Annotated in this window: 15 protein-coding genes and 1 pseudogene; 8 read left to right on the top strand and 8 right to left on the bottom strand. The window is 68.7% G+C overall.

Annotated elements, in window-relative coordinates:
- Positions 1 to 16 precede the first annotated feature (16 nt).
- Together LGR69_RS12275 and LGR69_RS12270 are read left to right on the top strand one after the other, a co-directional pair.
- Positions 17 to 484 carry a hypothetical protein gene (locus LGR69_RS12275; RefSeq protein WP_122159817.1) on the top strand — a complete coding sequence of 156 codons (468 nt, stop codon included), beginning with the start codon at positions 17 to 19 and terminating at the stop codon, positions 482 to 484.
- 63 nt (positions 485 to 547) lie between these two features.
- Positions 548 to 1,168, top strand: a complete 621-nt coding sequence (locus tag LGR69_RS12270; RefSeq protein WP_230366174.1) for a Uma2 family endonuclease — start codon at positions 548 to 550, stop codon at positions 1,166 to 1,168.
- Here LGR69_RS12270 and fae read toward each other — a convergent pair whose 3' ends face one another.
- Complete coding sequence (gene fae, locus LGR69_RS12265; RefSeq protein WP_007560667.1) at positions 1,169 to 1,708, bottom strand: formaldehyde-activating enzyme; 540 nt, start codon at positions 1,706 to 1,708, stop codon at positions 1,169 to 1,171.
- A gap of 65 nt (positions 1,709 to 1,773) precedes the next feature.
- On the bottom strand, positions 1,774 to 3,018 hold the full coding sequence (locus tag LGR69_RS12260; protein WP_230366173.1) for an NRAMP family divalent metal transporter: 1,245 nt from the start codon (positions 3,016 to 3,018) through the stop codon (positions 1,774 to 1,776).
- Positions 3,019 to 3,102: 84 nt separating this feature from the next.
- On the opposite strand from LGR69_RS12260, the gene LGR69_RS12255 reads away from it, so the two are divergent.
- Positions 3,103 to 3,318 (top strand): hypothetical protein, encoded by a 216-nt coding sequence (locus LGR69_RS12255; RefSeq protein ID WP_050731571.1) that lies wholly within the window; start codon positions 3,103 to 3,105, stop codon positions 3,316 to 3,318.
- Between the two features lie 23 nt (positions 3,319 to 3,341).
- Here the strand turns inward: LGR69_RS12255 and LGR69_RS12250 are convergent, their stop codons facing one another.
- Both LGR69_RS12250 and LGR69_RS12245 read right to left on the bottom strand, forming a co-directional pair.
- Positions 3,342 to 3,797: a hypothetical protein gene (locus tag LGR69_RS12250; protein WP_230366172.1), complete on the bottom strand. Its 456-nt coding sequence runs from the start codon at positions 3,795 to 3,797 to the stop codon at positions 3,342 to 3,344.
- 89 nt (positions 3,798 to 3,886) lie between these two features.
- On the bottom strand, positions 3,887 to 4,483 hold the full coding sequence (locus tag LGR69_RS12245; protein WP_230366171.1) for a biliverdin-producing heme oxygenase: 597 nt from the start codon (positions 4,481 to 4,483) through the stop codon (positions 3,887 to 3,889).
- Positions 4,484 to 4,781: 298 nt separating this feature from the next.
- On the opposite strand from LGR69_RS12245, the gene lexA reads away from it, so the two are divergent.
- Positions 4,782 to 5,501, top strand: a complete 720-nt coding sequence (gene lexA / locus LGR69_RS12240) for a transcriptional repressor LexA (protein WP_007560676.1) — start codon at positions 4,782 to 4,784, stop codon at positions 5,499 to 5,501.
- On the opposite strand, the pseudogene LGR69_RS12235 reads toward lexA, so the two are convergent.
- Positions 5,495 to 6,910 (bottom strand): annotated as a pseudogene (locus LGR69_RS12235) (ComEC/Rec2 family competence protein); the annotation flags it as partial. The gene lexA and the pseudogene LGR69_RS12235 sit on opposite strands and share 7 nt — an antisense overlap.
- On the opposite strand from LGR69_RS12235, the gene LGR69_RS12230 reads away from it, so the two are divergent.
- Complete coding sequence (locus LGR69_RS12230; RefSeq protein ID WP_082773169.1) at positions 6,900 to 8,714, top strand: recombinase family protein; 1,815 nt, start codon at positions 6,900 to 6,902, stop codon at positions 8,712 to 8,714. The pseudogene LGR69_RS12235 and the gene LGR69_RS12230 overlap by 11 nt on opposite strands.
- Before the next feature lie 39 nt (positions 8,715 to 8,753).
- Here the strand turns inward: LGR69_RS12230 and LGR69_RS12225 are convergent, their stop codons facing one another.
- From LGR69_RS12225 to LGR69_RS12215, 3 genes are all read right to left on the bottom strand, one after another.
- Entirely contained in the window at positions 8,754 to 9,287 is a 534-nt protein-coding gene (locus LGR69_RS12225) for a hypothetical protein (protein WP_066924439.1), read from the bottom strand.
- Positions 9,284 to 10,915 (bottom strand): anti-phage dCTP deaminase, encoded by a 1,632-nt coding sequence (locus LGR69_RS12220; RefSeq protein ID WP_230366170.1) that lies wholly within the window; start codon positions 10,913 to 10,915, stop codon positions 9,284 to 9,286. The genes LGR69_RS12225 and LGR69_RS12220 overlap by 4 nt, the downstream gene beginning before the upstream one ends.
- 275 nt (positions 10,916 to 11,190) lie before the next feature.
- On the bottom strand, positions 11,191 to 11,931 hold the full coding sequence (locus LGR69_RS12215; RefSeq protein ID WP_230366169.1) for a DNA-binding protein: 741 nt from the start codon (positions 11,929 to 11,931) through the stop codon (positions 11,191 to 11,193).
- 374 nt (positions 11,932 to 12,305) lie between these two features.
- On the opposite strand from LGR69_RS12215, the gene LGR69_RS12210 reads away from it, so the two are divergent.
- From LGR69_RS12210 to LGR69_RS12200, 3 genes are all read left to right on the top strand, one after another.
- Entirely contained in the window at positions 12,306 to 13,148 is an 843-nt protein-coding gene (locus LGR69_RS12210) for a metallophosphoesterase (RefSeq protein ID WP_082772982.1), read from the top strand.
- Positions 13,148 to 13,453 carry a hypothetical protein gene (locus tag LGR69_RS12205; RefSeq protein WP_066921159.1) on the top strand — a complete coding sequence of 102 codons (306 nt, stop codon included), beginning with the start codon at positions 13,148 to 13,150 and terminating at the stop codon, positions 13,451 to 13,453. The genes LGR69_RS12210 and LGR69_RS12205 overlap by 1 nt, the downstream gene beginning before the upstream one ends.
- A gap of 420 nt (positions 13,454 to 13,873) precedes the next feature.
- Positions 13,874 to 15,889 carry an AAA family ATPase gene (locus LGR69_RS12200; protein WP_066925678.1) on the top strand — a complete coding sequence of 672 codons (2,016 nt, stop codon included), beginning with the start codon at positions 13,874 to 13,876 and terminating at the stop codon, positions 15,887 to 15,889.
- Positions 15,890 to 16,598 lie beyond the last annotated feature (709 nt).

Genomic DNA, 16,598 nt, shown 5'->3' with positions numbered 1-16,598 from the left:
GCGTAGAGTGCCGGCCATGCCAAACGTCGCCGTTCCGCGCCCGCTCCTCGCCCTCGTCCTCGCAGCCCTGGTCGGCCTGCCGGCCGCCGCCCGGGCGGAGCCCTGCGACGACCTCGCTCACCAGATCGCCGGGGCGATCGGCGGCAAGGTCGGGAAGCGGGCCGGGCCCAGCATCGACATCCGCCTGGCCGGCCCGATCAAGTTCGACGTGACCTGCCGGGCCGAGCCGATCGTGCAGGCGACCTCCGCCGAGCCGAGCCCCTCGGCGGCCTTCTTCCGCGACCTGGCGGCGGCCTCCGAGATCCTCGTGGGTGAGCCGGCCGCGCGGGTCGAGCCGATCATCGCCGACGCGTACCGGACCGCCCTCTCGGAGCGGCGCAAGTCGTTCATCCAGCAGAACGGCTGGTCGGCCTCCTGCTACACCGACCCCGGCAGCAGCGCGATGCGCACCCTCTGCTCGGTGGGGCGGATCCCGCCGCGGTGAAGCCGGCTTGACCGGGGCGCCGGCCGGTCCGATCCTGGCTGCGCCATCCTATACGGACTCGCCATGACAGCGTTCGCCACACGGCCGCGGCCGGCCGAGCCGCACGTCACGTTCCAGGATTTCGTGGCCTCCCGCCCCGACGAGGAAAAGTGGGAGCTGATCGAGGGCTGCTTCGTCACGCAGGCTCAGCCCAGCATCGACCACCAGATCATCAGCAGCAATCTGGACCGCCTGCTGAACGACGCCCTCGAACGCACGGCGCCCGGTCGGATTGCCGTCCCGAATCCTGCGATCGATCTCAGCCCTACGATCCGAGGACATACCTACGTCCCCGACATCGCCATCATCGACTTGGCGGAGTTCGAGCCGGGCCAGAACGTCGTCGGCACACTCTACCTCGCCGTTGAAATCATCTCACCGAGCGACAGGCGCCGGTTATCGAGCCTCAATCGTCGAAAGATCGACGTGAAGCTCGCCGGCTACGAAGCCCTGCCGATGTGCGAGGCTTTGCTCCTCGTCGAGCAACGAGCCTTCGACGTCACCCTGTCGGAGCGGACCGGGTCCGGCTGGGTCCGTCGTCGGATGACGGATCCCGACGACCGGCTCGTCATCGCCTCAGCCGGGCTCGAGTGCCGGCTGGGCGATGTCTACGCCCGCACCACGCTGGCGCGGGCGCGACGCTGATCAATACTCGATCACGTCCTCGAGGGCGTAGTGCTTCACCGTCTTCCGGTTGGCGATCAGCTCGTCCACGGTCGGCTCGCCCTTGAGGGCGCGGGCGATGGCGAGCTTCGTCGCCTCGTAGTTGGTGCGGTAGAGGTCCTTGCGGTCGAGGTTGTCGTCCTCGGCGCAGCGCGGGTCGAGCCAGATCATGATGATCATGCACAGCTCGTCGAGCCCGTCCTTCGGCAGCACGCCCTCGATGATGCAATCCACGATCGCGTCGCCGGTCGCGGCCTGAACGACGCCGCCGAGCAGCTCGACATATTCGGCCGTGTGGATCGTCGCCTTCGTGGTCATCATCGTGGCCGGGCGCACCAGCTGGTTGAGGTCGCGCACCACGAACATCCGGGTATGGCCCTGGACCTGCCCCATCATCGACGCGAAGGCCTGGCCCACCGGTCCGCGCACCGAGCCGATCAGCACCTCGGGCATCGCGTCGGTGTACTGGCCCTCGGCCGCCAGCACGGTGGCCTCGCCCGTGCGGAACCAGATCTCTTGCATGTGTCGCGACTCCACTCTGTCAGCCCGCCCGGGGAGACATCATCGAGGCGGCGGCGTCAATCGGTTCAGAGCAGGCCGACCCCGTCGAGCACGCCGATCATGGCGAACGCCACGGTCAGGCCGGACACGCCGTAGACAACCCACTTGTAGGCGCCCCGCACCCGTCTGTCCTCCGGCAGGGCCCGGGTGGCGAGCAGGATCAGCAGGCCCAGCGCCAGCGGCAGCAGAAGGGCGTTCATCACCTCGACGGCGATGTTGAGCGCGACGAGATTCGTCACGAGCTGCACGGTGACCGCCCCCGCCACGACGACCAGGGCGAAGGTGCCGTAGAAGGCCGGCGCCTCGCGGGGCGATTGTTCGAGGGAATGCGGTCGGCCGGTGACGTCGCCGAAGCCCCAGGCGAGCGCCAGCGCGACGACGTTGAGGGCTACGAAGGCCGCGGCGACGATGCCGACCCCGAACACCACCTGCCCGAGCCAGGGGCCCAGCGCCGGCGTGAAGGCGCCCGCGAGGTCTCCGACCGTCTCGAGGCCGTTCTTGGTGCCCTGCCCGGCCTGGCCGATCGTGGCCGCGGCCGCGATCAGGATCGCACCCATCACGCATTGCGAGATCACGGCACCTACGAAGGTGTCGAGCCGCGCATTCCGGGCATGGTCCCAGCCGAGGCCTTTGTCGACGATCGCTGATTGCTGGTAGAAGATCATCCACGGCATGATCACCGCGCCGATATTGGCGGCGATCAGCACCCGGTAGGAGCTGTCGCCGAGGGGCATGTGGGCAAAGGAGGCGACGATGTCGCCCGGATTCGGCCGGGCCGCGATGGCGAGCCCGATGAACACGAGCTCGAACAGCCCGACCGCGATCGCCACCACCTCGACGCGCCGGTAGCTCCCGGTGAACACAAGCCCGAGAAGCAGGGCGGCGGGCAATCCGAGGCTGACGAGGCGTGGCGCCCCGAACACGTCGCCGATGCCGGCCATGCCGGAGAACTCGGTGACGATCGCCCCGATCCCGGCGACCACGAGGCCGGCATACGAGATCCAGGCCCAGATCGGCCCGTAATGCGCGCGGATCAGCTCCCCATGGCCGCGGCCGGTCGCGGTCCCGAGGCGGACCGTGAGCTCCTGGACGATGTACAGGATCGGCACGAGCAGGATCTGCAGCAGCAACAGGGAGTAGCCCCAGCGGGCGCCGCTCTGCGCCGCCGTGATGAGGCTGCCGACATCCGTATCGGCCAGCATCACGACCAGACCGGGGCCGGCGGTCTTGAGCAGGGTGGACAGGCGAGGCAGGGAAGCGGCGTGCGGCACCGGATCGGAACAGCGGCGGGCGCGGGCCGTTCCGGCGGGAGCCTGCGGCGTTTTTTCGGGTCTGCCAGGCAGGAAGGGGTTGTGATGACCAAGAGCACGGATCGCGGCGGCGGCTGGAGCCTCCAGGCGAGTGCCGTCCCGGACGGGGTGCGGCTGGAACTCGCCCTCGCCGACCTCGGCGGCAGCCCGGTCACGGCGGCGATCGTGCTGGACCGGTCGGAAGCCCGAGCCTTCGCCCGCGCCCTGCTGGCGGCGGCCGGCGATGCCGCCGAGCGCACGTTTCCGAAGCCCGGAACCTGACCGGTCCTCGGGCCTCAAAAGGATTACTGCTGGTTCAGGCCCGGATTGCGGCCGGGCAGGCGCGGCACCACCGTGCCCCGCTTCTCGATCGGTCCGTCGCAGGCATAGGCGAACTCGCTCTTCTGCGGGTCGAACACCGTCTCGCCGGTGATCCGGCAATCTTCCCGCACGGTCTCGTCCAGATAGGCGCGGGCGGCGGTGCGGAACCGCTTCACCCGGCTCGCCGCCGGATCGGGATCGATCCGCACCTCGCTGAGATTGCAGCCGGCATATTCGCGCAGCGCGTTCGAGACGATCAGCATCCGGCGCAGCTGCCGGTTGTCGTAGACCTCGTAGGGCTCCTTGCAGCCGATCGTGACCACCTGCGGGGTGAGCGCGACGTAGTTCCGCGAGATGTACGAGAATCCGGTGGTGCAGCCGGCCAAGGCCAGGCCGACACTCACCAAGCCGATGGGCAGCAGAGCCGCGCGCCGTCGCATCCTCGTCATCCCAAGCCCAGTTCCAGCCCCGTGGCGCATTGAAACGGCCCCGCTTGACCAGTCAATGCGTTTGTCGCCCCGACCGGCGCTCAGCCCCCGAACGCGTCGCCGACGAGCCGGTGAACGTACCGGAACGCCTCCGTCGCCCCGGCGGCGGCGCGGGCCTCGCCGTCGCCCGCGAGCGCGATCCGGTCGAGCGCGGTGGTGAATTGCCGCCAGTGCAACCCGCGACCGTCCGGATGCCCGGCGAGGTGGCGGGCGCCGTGGCCCTCCGAGAGGCCGAGCTTCCGGGCTTCCTTGATCAGGATGGCCGCGCCGAGATTCGAGCCCTCCGCGACGTAGAGCCAGCCGAGCCCGGCCACGGGATCGATCGCGTCCCCGTCCTCCGCGGCTGCGTCGGGGATCCGGCCGGTCACGTCGTGCAGATCCTGCGCGATCAGGGCGAGACGGCGCCGTCCGTCGAGATCGGGCAGGACGAAGCCCAGCGCGCCGTCGCGATAGAGCGGATCGACGCGTGTATGGAATCGGTATTGGACCTGCAGGAACAGCGCGTACCGTTCGAGGCTCGCGAAGGGCCGCCCCGCCATGACCCGCCGGTCGAGCTGATCATGGGCCGCCGCCGTCGCGGACCGCAGGCGCTTCACGCGGCTGCCCGGTTCGACAATATCGGATGCTGAGACGTCCATTCGACCCATGTCTTGATGGGGCACGCGACCGTTCCAGGCGGTCGAGGCCAATTCTATCCGGGTCGAGGTCGGGACCTCGCCGTCCGGCACGAACCTTCATAGCGTCCGGACCATCCGATGCGATTCAGGTCACCGTGAGGCCGAGGGGCAGAGTGCGCAGGCTTGCGCGACAGGGCGCCTCGGCCCATCAAGCTTGGCCGGATCAGGCTTGCGGAACACTTGCGGAACGTTTAACGTGTTCGTGATTTGTTTCCGAGGCCGCGTCGATGCGGTCCGCCAAGCCGCGAGTCCCCCGTCGATGCTCACGCGCAAGCAATTGGACCTCCTGCGTTTCATCCAGAGCCGCATGCAGGAATGCGGCGTCCCGCCCTCGTTCGACGAGATGAAGGACGCCCTCGATCTGAAGTCCAAGTCGGGCATCCACCGGCTGATCACGGCCCTGGAGGAGCGCGGCTTCCTGCGACGACTGCCGAATCGGGCGCGGGCCATCGAGGTGATCCGCATCCCCGAGAGCCTGTCGCAGGCCGCCGCGCCGCCGGCCGAGCCCCGCCGCTTCACCCCGAGCGTGGTCGAAGGTGGCAAGTCCAAGCTGCCGCCCCAGCCCGCGACCACCCGGATGATCGATGATGGCGGGCGCGCCATCTCGATTCCGGTGATGGGCCGGATCGCGGCCGGTACGCCGGTCTCGGCAATCCAGAACCAGAGCCACGCCATCACCATGTCGCCGGACTTCCTGGCCGGCGGCGAGCATTACGCCCTCGAAGTGCGCGGCGATTCGATGGTCGATGCCGGCATCCTGGACGGCGACCTCGTGGTGATCCGCAAGCAGGACACGGCCAATACCGGCGACATCATCGTGGCGCTGATCGACGACGAGGAGGCCACGCTGAAGCGCCTGCGTCGCCGTGGCTCCTCGATCGCTCTGGAGGCCGCCAACCCGGCCTACGAGACCCGCGTGCTCGGACCCGACCGGGTCCAGATCCAGGGCCGGCTCGTCAGCCTCGTCCGCCGCTACTGAAGCGGCTCGGTCGGCGCGTCGCCGGGCGCGGCTTCGGGACTGGCGGCGTCGGGCTCGGACGGGATCGGAGCGCCGGGAGCGGGCGTTTCGGTCCGCTGCACCGGTGACGGCCCGGGATTGGGGGACGGTCGCCAGGGAACGGAGCGGCCCTCGTCGTGGGCATAGCGAACCGTGAATCCCGCGCGGTCGGCCCGAAGGGCGACGGCGCCGTGGGCGGCGAGCGCCCGGCGGTCGATCACCAGCGGCGCGTGGCAGGTCGGCGGCGCGGCGAGCCGGGTGATCACCACCGCCGCTCGGGCGCAATCCTCCGCGAAGGCGCGCCGGTCGCGGACCAGGGCGATGGCGCGGCCATCCGGCAGGCGCGCGGTGCAGCCGAGACGGTCGCAGCGTCCGCTCTGCGCGACACCGCCGATCACCGCCTTGGCCGACCGGCCGTCGCCATCCGCCTTCAGCCACTGCTCCAGCACGAAGGCCGACGGGCTGCCCAGCGCCGCTAGGCGTCCATCGGTCCCGCGCACGGCCGCGCCGCCGCCCTGCCGGTCGATATAGAGATCGAAGCGGTCCGGCATCGCGGCGAGTCCGAGCCCCAGCAGGGCGGGCGGCAGGGCGAGCCAGCGCAGCCGCGAGACCGGGAGCGTGGCCAGGAGCAGCCCCGCCGCCAGCAGCACCAGCGCGCCGGTGCCGAAAGCCGGCAGCACCAGGGTGGCCCGATCGAAGCCGGCGATCCATTCCGAGATCGCCAGCATGCCGCCCACCGCCTGCCCCATCAGCCACCAGACCGGCCGGTCGAGGGCGAAGGGATAGGCCAGGATCCCGATCACCGCCGCGGGCATCACCACCAGCGAGACGAGCGGCAGGGTCAGGGCGTTGCCGATCAGCCCGAACGGCTGGATCGTCTGAAAATGGTAGGTGGCGAATGGCGCGGTGGCGATCTGCGCCACGAGCGTCGTCGCCAGCGTGCCGGTCACGGCGGCGAGGCCGGTGCCGACGAGCCGCTCGATCCGCCCTGCCCCCGGCCGCCGGAACAGGCCGCCGTCGATCAGCCGCGCGCAGGCGATCAGCCCGGCCACCGCCCCGAACGACATCTGGAAGCTCGGCCCCAGCAACCCCTCGGGCTCCCGTGCCAGGGCGATCAAAGCGGCGAGCGCCAGGTTGCGCATCGACAAAGCCGGTCGATCGACCAGGATCGCGCCCAGCATGATCAGGGTCATGATCAGCGAACGCTCGGCGGCGATGTCCCAGCCCGAGAAGGCGCAATAGGCGGTGACGCCCAGCATCGCGAACCCGGCGGCGATCTTCTTGATCGGCCAGACCAGGGCACAGAACGGGACGAAGGCGAGCAATGCTCGCATTAGCCAAAAGACCACGCCGGCGGCCAGCACCATGTGAAGGCCCGAGATGGAGACGACGATTGGCAGGGTTGGCCGGCAACGTGTTAGGAGGGTCGCATCACGCAAGAAAGCCTGGACTTCGATGGGTCTTCCCTCCGGCCTCCCCGCCGACCCCGCACCGGCGATCGCCTATTCCTACTTGCGCTTGAGCTCGAAACGCCAAGTCAGCAAGGGCGATGGCGAACGCCACCGCGACGGTTTCCGGAGACAGATCGAGTTGCGCGACGCCTACCTCGCCGAGAACCCGCATCTCACGCTCGACACCCGCTTCAACCTCCATGACATCGGGGTTTCGGCCTACACCCGCGCCAACATCGCCAAGGGCGGAACCGGCAAGCTCAGGCTTTTCGTGGACGAGGTCGAGGCCGGAAGGATCGCGGTGGGGAGCTATTTCCTCTGTGAGTCCCTCGACCGCGTCTCGCGGGCGGAGATCAACATCGCGCAGGAACTGCTCCTGCGCCTGGTCAACAACGGCATCATCGTCAGATCGATCATCGACAGGCAGACCTACCACGCCCAGTCCGACCCGATGCAATTCATCATCTCGATCGTCTACCTGATGCGGGCGCACGACGAGTCGTTGATGAAGGCCGCCCGGCTGAAGGAGACCTGGATCCGGAAACGGGCGGACATCGGCAAGCGTAAGCTCACCGCGAGGATCCCGTCCTGGCTTGAGGTCGACGGCGACGGCTTCAAGCCGCACGAGGTACGGGCGCCGATCGTGAGGCGGATCTTCTCCGAGCTCGCCGACGGCCGAGGGCGCGATGCGATCGCCCGGGGGCTCAACAGGGACGGGGAGCCCACTTGGGGCAAGGGCCGCGCATGGCACGGGGGCGTGATCCAGAAGATCACCGATACCCGCGCCGTCCTCGGCGAGTTCCGGCCCCACAGGATGGAGGCCAGCATCAGGAACGGGATCAAGGTCGGCACGCGGATCCCCGCCGGCGACGTGATCCCGGACTACTATCCGGCGGTGATCGACGATGATCTGTGGGACCGGGCCCGGCGCGTGGCCGACAAGCGGCGGCTGGGCACTACGCCGAACGCTGGCGGCCGGCAGGGCACGCGCATCTCGAACCTCTTCGGGATGGTGGCCACGTGCGCGACGTGCGGCAACCCGATGAACTACCGGGACCGGGGGAAGCGCTCGACCATCGTGCTCATCTGCTCGTCGAGCCGGGCGGGCACCTGTGGGAACGACGTCCGCATCCCCTACCAGGAGACCGAGGACGCGGTGCTGTCGTGGTTCCTGCAGCTTGACCTTTCGAAGGCCGATGCCGGCGAGATGCAACGTCTCGAACAGGCCTTGCGGGAAGCCATCGCCCGACGGGACGGCCTCCAGGCAGAGGCGGAGACCCTGATGCGGGCCTTCGGGCGCGGGGACCGGTTCGCCGAACCTGCGATCGAGAGGATCCGTGGCGAGGTCGCCACCATCGAGGCGGGGATCACGGAGAACTCCGCGACCCTGCTTGCCCTGAGGGATGCCGGCAAGTCCGACGGTCGGGAACCTGCCATCGCCCTGATGCTGGAACTCGAACGCGCGAACGCGTCCGACGAGGAACGCTTCGCGGTGCGCATCCGTGTCCGGCAGATGCTGCGCGACACCGTCACGTCGATGCGATGCGGACAGGACGGACACATCGACATCGTTGCGATCGACGGATCCGGGCACCGATTCCGGGATGGGTACTGGCTGCACGATGGGCGGTGGCATCCTTCCGGGCCCGGGCTGTTCGGCTTCTTCCGCAAGATCACGAAGAAGGAGGAGGAGCGTCGGCGTGCATGGTTGGAGCCCGCGGTGGCCGCCTATGGGGATCCATGACGGGTCCGGCCACATCAGTGGACCACGAAACCCCGGACGTCAGCTCGAAAGGCCGGGAACCCCTTCCAGGGTCTCGACACGCCAGTGGACCGGTCTGCCGGCCTCCGAGTGTCGCAGCGCCTCGTCGAGGACATCCACGTCCGTCCGCCCGTTGAGGAGCACGGCGAGACAGGTCACGGTCCGGTCGGACGGCTGTGCGAACGCCGTCAGGACATCCATCGCCGTGCCACGCACCCTCCACCGTCCGCACTGGTCGCTCGGTGGCCTCAGGTCGATGTGCCTATGGACATAGTGGGAACTCGTGTCCTCGAACAAGCTGAACGCCCTCTGGCGGCTGAGGGCGTTGAGGTCGAAGTAGGGATAGGCCCGCGCATCGATCACGATGGACGGCCTGGCAAGGCTGAACACGCGGGCGAAGACCTCACCGTGCAGGTCCGCCATCGGAAAGCAGATCACGCGCTGTACGGGTCGGAAATCGAAGAGGGACAGCTGCTCGTGATGCGTCCGCGGTGCGACGGCGGGAGCCTCGTCGCGGGCCGTCTCGGCCACGAGACGAAGGTGCGGATGGCTCATGCTGGGCGAATCCCGAGGTCCCGTTCGAGGTCTGTATAGCGTAGCTTGAAGAGGTCCGACGGACCACCCCAGTCCGGCTCGCCCATGGCGAAATCGCCGGTCACCTTGTCCTTGTAGTCACGGTCCTTGAGGAACACCCTCGCGTACATCCGGGGCGCGACGCCGACGAACGGCCTGAAAAGGACCTTCGGCCGGGGCTTCGCAGGCTCGCGGATCGCCCCGCGATCGCGCGGGGATTCATGCCGGAAGCGGGACGGAGGTTCCCAATCCTCCGACACGGTGGTGATCGCGTCGCAATGCAGGTCGAGCGCGCGGCTCTTCGGGTAAGGCTCGATGTACTGGACCTCGTCGATCCCCGCCGACACGATATGGCGGGCGCAGTAGTGGCAGGGGAACGCGCTGACGAAAAGTCGCGTGCCGCGCGGCGAGACACCCGTCCGCGCCGCCGAGAGGATCGCGTCCATCTCGGCATGGACGGCACGGCTGAACTCGATCAGCCCACCCAGCCGCGTGCGCCGGAGTTCGGCGACGACCACGGACCTTTCCCGGTCCGCGAGCAGCATGGGATACGCAACGAGCAGCGCGTCGATGATGGCGTTCTGTTCCCGGTTGCTGCTGCAGTACCTGTTCGGCCTGAAGGCACACCGCTCGTCGTCACCGGGCTCGAAGGCCTCGCCGTAGACACCTCCCCCGGCCTTGGGCACCTCGTTCGTCCCGGTGGCGATGACGTTGCCCTGCGCGTCTACCAGGGCCGCGCCGACCTGACGCGAAAGGCATGCGCTCTTGAGCTGCGCCGAATGGGCCTGGTGCATCGCCGTCTCGGCGACGTTCGGCCGGATGACCTCGCTCAGGGTCAGGAGCCGGACCAGACGTCGGAGCGGTTCGTTCATGGCGGTGTTGTTCGGGTCGTCCTCGGCGTCCTTCGAGTTGTCGACGAAGAAATCCGCCTCGTGGAAGGTGTCGACGACGTGCTGGCCATGCTTCTCGGGGGCGTCGGCATCGCGGTCCATGAAGGCGGCGATCGCCGCCTTAGTGGCCTCCGTCTGGCGGTCGTCGAGGTTGTAGAGTTCCGTTCGCAGCCTCCTGCTTCGTTTCTCCGGATCGCACACGACGCCGACGAGCGTGAACGCGTCCTGATAGAGACGACGGAGAAGGTGCGCCTCGGCCGGATGCCGCAAGGAGTCGATGATGTAGGCGCGGGGCTTGCCGTCGAGCTCGCCCTCCGCGAGGCCACTCGCCTCGGCCCTAGCCACCCTGATCCCCCCGACCACGGCCCGCGCCACGGCCGCGTTGTCACGCGCGGCGAGCCGCATGGCATCGCCGTGGTCCTGCATGGCGATGATGCCGTCGAGGGTCTTGCGCGCCCCGTCGCCGGCGACCGCCCGCCCCTCGGCGCGGCCCCACGCCTTGATGGCGGAGCTCGCCTTCACGACATGGACCTCGTAGCGCGACGCCCCGGCTTCCTCCAGGAATTGCTTGATGATCTTCGCGGCCCGTCCGGCCCCGGCCCCGACGGGCCCCACGACGGCGATGAAGAGCTCGTTTCCCCGCGACCGCTTCAGGACTTCCTGACTTGTTTCCCCGGCATTCCCCACCGTGGCGCCCGCGACCGGGCGGGCGACACTCACGCCGTTGACCATGCTGACCCGCCCCACCGTTACAGAGTATGACCGGCCCCGAGGCGCTTGAGACAATCATGGGTTCGGAGCCAGTCGCCGATATACACTTTCCGGACGATCGTACATGTCCCGTGACCAGCCCAGGCGAACGACCTGTTGAACACGGAACGAACCGGATCGGTCCATCGATCGACAGGATCGGCACGATCGACCGATCCACTTTTCTCGTCGCACCCGCGTGGGTCTCGCCGCGCCCGCTTTAGGAGGAACGGCGAGCTCCGATCCTATGTCTCGCCATGCGCTGTCCCGGCGAGATGGCGTGGTTCTCGCTGATAGGTCCTGTCGTAGTTCCTAGCGAAGAACTTCCCGTGTTTGACCCGCACGTCCATTTTCTTGCGCAGCGTCTCCACGTCCAACGGCTCGCGGTGGAGCCGGGCCCCCCGGCGCGTCGATTGCCGCAGCCTCGGAAGGATCCCCTCCACCGTCATCGCCCCCCGCGGCGGGATGATCGCAAAGACCTCGCGCATCACCCGGTCCCAGAACTCTTCCGCCCGGATGTGTTCGAGGCGCCTGCTCACGCGTCCCACCTCCGCCCGGAGCGCCGCGTTCTCCCCGGTCAGCCGGACCGCTTCCGCGTCCCTGAGCAAGCCGGTCGCCTCTTCTCTGTCAAGCTTGGCGCCGGCCTCTCGCAGGAGTTCGTCGGTGGCGAGCCGCTCCACCTCCGCCAGCCTACGCAGGTTTTCGAGCCGTGCCGTCGCCTCGACCATCGCCGCCTCCCAGACCGTCTTGGCGAGCTCGGCGAGGCCCGCCTGCAACGGCTCGGGCAGCACCCGCACGTCGAGCCGCGGCTTGTACGCCCGCTCCACCTTCCACCCCCGCACGTGCAGCATGACCGCCCCACGGGCCATAGCGCGGTAGGGGGGCTTGCGCTTCATCTCGTCGATCACCGCCTGGACATCGACGTCCTCCTTGCCCTCCGCGCTGATCCGGTCGCAGACCTTGTAGACCCTCTGCTGCGGCGTCATCGCGAACCCCTCCGAACCTCAGGATAGATTGGCCGAACCTTGGTTAAGGTGCCCTGAAAATTCGAGGAACGGGAATGCGGAACGTTCCCCGTTCCCGTTCCTCGCGGATTCTCAGTTGATGCACGGCGGAGGGGTTCCCGTTAACCAACGGTCAACCATGATCCGCATCGCCCGCTTGACCACGGGCCCGCCCGCGTCCACCTGGGCCCCATGACGAACGTGCCCGCCTGTACCCGAATGAAAGCCGCGCGGGCCGCATAACGGCCTGCGCTTTAGGGCGCGTGCACCAGGCCCCATGGGCCGACCGAGGGCGAAGGCCCCGGGTATCGTCATCACCACGGCCTCGAAAACCGTGGGCATCGGAGGGCCGCAACATGCGCCTCTGGACACTATCCGACCTACATCAAGAACACGTCGCGAACGCGTGGGACCCTGCCGCGCACGTGCCGGCCGGGGGCTTCGACGCGGTCGTCATCGCAGGGGACGTCCAGGTTCCGCTCGTGCGCTCGCTCGAATGGATCGCCGAACGCTTCCATGGCGTCCCCGTGGTCTACGTGCCGGGAAACCACGACTTCTGGTGGGACCGCGGCGAGGTCCGCTACACCCTGTCCGACCAGGTCCGCCTCGGCCGGGCCGCCGCCGATCGCCTCGGCGTCCACCTGCTGATGGACGACGCCGTCACGATCGGGGGCGTCACCTTCGTCGGGGCGACGCTATGGACGGACTTTCGCCTCGGCGCCTTCGGCCTCCTCCACGGGCTGCGGTCGGCCGGCGGACGCGAGGGCATGCAGGACTATCGCCGGATCCGCACCGGGCCGACGTCCAGGCATCGCATCGAGCCCGAGGACGTCCTTCGCCTGCACCGCGCGAGCCGGGCCTACGTCCAGGGCGCGATCCGGCCGGCGCCGGAGCGCACCGTCGTGGTCACGCACCACGCACCGTCCCGGCGGAGTTTGTCCCCGCACGAGAACCTGGCGTGGTGCTACGCCACCGACCTCGATGACCTCATCGGGACGTGCCGCCCCGCCCTATGGGTCCACGGCCATGTCCACCGGCATGCGGATTACCGGATCCACGACACCCGCATCGTCTGCAACCCACGCGGCCACGTCGAGGAGGCCACCGGCTTCATCCCAGGTCTCGTCGTCGAGGTGCCCGACCGGCAGGCCGACGCCGACACGCAGCCGAGAACGAACGGAACGGAAGGAACGAACTGATGATCGACGTCCACGACGACCTGCATCTCGCGGTCGAATTCCTAAACCGCGCCGCGGTGATGCGAGACGAGATCGGCGTCACCGCGTACCGTCGGGCCATGCACCGGGCCCTCGTCGCCCTCGGCGACGCGGTCATCGACGAGGCGGAACGCATGGCCGGCGCCTCCGCCCGCGCCCCGAGCGGCACCGTGGTCCCGTTCGGCAGGACCTCGCGGGCGATCCGACGCTCAGGCGACGCCGCCGACCCGGAGGGTTCCAAACGACGGGCCGGAAGAGCGGATCCTTCCACCGGACCGGCACGATAATCCGTGATCCAACCGAATATCGGGCATCCGCCGAAGAGGTTCCGATCCGCTTAGACTTGGTCTTATAGCCGGTTATCCACAGATGCCAATAAAATATCCGTCAGATAGAATTTAATCTTGACGCGAATTCAATCGATACTGTAATCATCCCCCATCGCTCATCGAGCGACATACGCTCCCGGCACCGGCCGGAGCCCACACCGCCCTCGTAGCTGACGTTCGGGCGGCCCTCGCCCCAAGATGAAACCCCATGACCCATCGCCCCTCTGCGCCGAAACGCGCGCCCCGGCCTGTCCGCAGGCCCGCCCGGCCCGTCGGCATCGCCGCCCGGCCGCGCTCCCCCCACGCGATCCCGATCCCCCCCGAGGCCTGACCAGCACCGCGATCGCGGCCGGCTGCCTCGTTCAGGAGGCAGCCATCATGTCCCTCATCGAATCCGCACGGCGCGTCGCCGCCCAGGCCGCCCTCGACCTCGGCGACGATCGCCACCCGGCCGACGACTTCGACACCGTCTACGTTCAGGCCGGCCTGGCCGGTCGCCAGGACGCCCGGGACGCCCTGCCCGTCGCGGCCCTGCTCGACGCACTCGGCCCGGCGGGCCTGCGCCGCGTCCAGGGACACGGGGCCCTCGCCCTCGTGATCGAGGTCCCGGCACCCGATTGGGGCAGCCGGGTCGAACTCGCCCTCCGCGACCTGGGGTCGTTCGCACAGGTCATCGTCAGGATGGGCGCGTCCCGCTCCGAAAGACCCACCGAAGGAAACGGCAACGTCTCCGCCGTGCTGTCGCGGGGCGCACGCATCGCCGGCATCAGCCCGGCACCCGCGCGCTACCTGCCCGCCACACTCGTCCAGGCCGCCGACCTCTTCGTTCGCATCGGGCCGCCGTCGAACCGCGTCATCGCATCCGTGATCCGGGCGGTGACCGGCAAGCGGGCGCGCCGGCTGCCGCCCGCGGTCGCCACCGGTCTCTCGTTCGACGACATCACGGCGGCGATCCGGATGGGTACCTCCCCTGCTTCCTGCATTGCGCGGTTACAGTCGTCCACCCGGGCCCTATCGGCCGGCGACGCGCTCGGCGAGGATATCCCCGAGCTTGCATCGCTCCACGGCTACTCGGCCGCGATGGATTGGGCCCTCGCCCTCGTGCGCGACCTCGGCGAATGGAGGGCCGGGCGGCTGGAATTCTCTCAGATCTCGAAGAACTGTACGCTCTACTCGGACCCCGGTCTGGGCAAGTCCAGCCTTATCCGCAGTGTCGCCAAGGCAGCGAAGGTTCCGCTCATCTCGGCGAGCGTATCCGAACTCTTCACTTCGTCGTCCGGTCATTTGGATGGAGTCCTGAAGGCATGGGAAGCGAAGCTTGCACAAGCTGCGGCAATTGCGCCATGTATTTTATTTCTAGATGAGATAGACAGCATTCCTAACAGAGCAGCAATGGATAACCGTGCGCGCGACTGGTGGAGTCCTGTCGTTAACGGGATACTTGCAAGTCTAGACTCTACTTCATCAAATATAACCTCAAAGGTTATTGTAATCGGGGCGACGAACCATATCGGCCTCCTCGACGCGGCCCTGATCCGCCCCGGCCGGCTCCATCCGGTGATCCGGATCGACCGGCCGGACGCCACCGCCCTTGCGGGGATCCTGCGCCAGCATCTCGGTGTCGACCTCGACGGCGTCGACATCTCGGGCGTCGCGCAACTCGGAGCCGGGTCGACCGGCGCCGAGGTCGTGGCCTGGGTCAAGGGCGCGCGCTCGACCGCCCGTGCCGAGGGCCGCCGCATGGTCCTGGCGGACCTCATCGCCCAGGTCGCCCCTACGGAGACCCGCACCCCGGAGGAAATCCGGGCCATCGCTGCCCATGAAGCGGCGCATTGCGTCTGTGCCGTCGTGCTCGACGTGGCATCCATGTCCACGGTAACGATCGCCCACCGGCAATCGAGCGAGGGGGCCGCCAGGGGGACCCTGACCCCGCGGGCCTTCCTCACGCGGACCCAGATCGAGCGCATCGCGGTCGTCGCACTCGCCGGCCGCGCGATGGACGCTCTTGTCGGCGTGCCCCACACCGGGGCGGGCGGAGGCCGCGGCTCCGACCTCGATCGCGCCACCACGACTGTGGTCTCGCTGCATGTGGAATATGGCCTCGGCGACAGCCTCGTCTATCGACCCGGTGGGGCCGAGGAGGCCATGCGTGCCGATCCCGCCCTGCGCCGCACGGTGGAGGCCGACCTGCTTCGCCTCTACGCCCAGGCCTCCGATCTCGTCCGCGAGCACCGCACCACGATCGAGGCCCTGGCCGATCGGCTGGTCGAGGCCCGGGTGCTCTCCGGCGATGAGATCCTCGCCATCATCAAGGCCGGATCAGCCGCGAGGACCCGCCGGCACCGGGGTGGCCACGGCGCCCGCCGATCCCGGGGCGCCAGCCGACTTCCCTGATCCGATCCGGGCCCTTGCGTCGATGCAAGGGCCCGGCACCGTGCCGGTTCGTCCGATCTCCCGTAAGGACCCATCGGTCCAGTCTCGTGGAGTTCCCAGGGCGGCGCCCCTTTCTTCCGGGTCCGGGCTGCATCACGCGCCGTCACAGCCCCCCTGCCCGCCGACCGACATCGAGGCGGCCGGCCAAGCACGGCCATGACGATCGATACGGGTCGACGCCCCCACCCTGGTGGGGGTCGGCCGTCCGGAATGAGCCGGACCATGCGGTCCGCCGCACAATGTCGGGGTGGCGACATCCAATATCCCGCCCGAACGTCGCGGGGCGAAGCGCGAACCCTTCAAGGCTGCCCGATCCCGGAACCGGCTTGGTGCAGCCGGGATCCGTAGGTACCTGGGACCCTCCGACGGCATCCAGGGTCGCCGACGACGTAACGCCCGAATGCCACAGCTGGGGAGGGATGGGACTTGCCCCATTCAGTTCCACACCACGATCCAAAGCCGGCCGGCGGCGCTACCTCATATCGGATTGGTGGGCTGTCCGCCGACGGGGCCGCCCCCACCGGCGGCCGGATCGAGACCAACCCGCTTTGACGTAGCGCCGCCGGGGCTCGAAGACGACAAGCCGGGACGGGGCGTACCCCTTCGCACCGATGTTCCCGTCCCGCGTGGTGGCGTACTCCCCGATCCCTCGGAAGCGACCCGGGCATAC

Origin of the sequence: Methylobacterium brachiatum (assembly GCF_020523825.1) — a bacterium.
GTDB classification, from domain to species: domain Bacteria; phylum Pseudomonadota; class Alphaproteobacteria; order Rhizobiales; family Beijerinckiaceae; genus Methylobacterium; species Methylobacterium brachiatum.
Note: the sequence above shows the minus strand (reverse complement) of the source record. Positions and strands in the feature narration are given on the sequence as shown.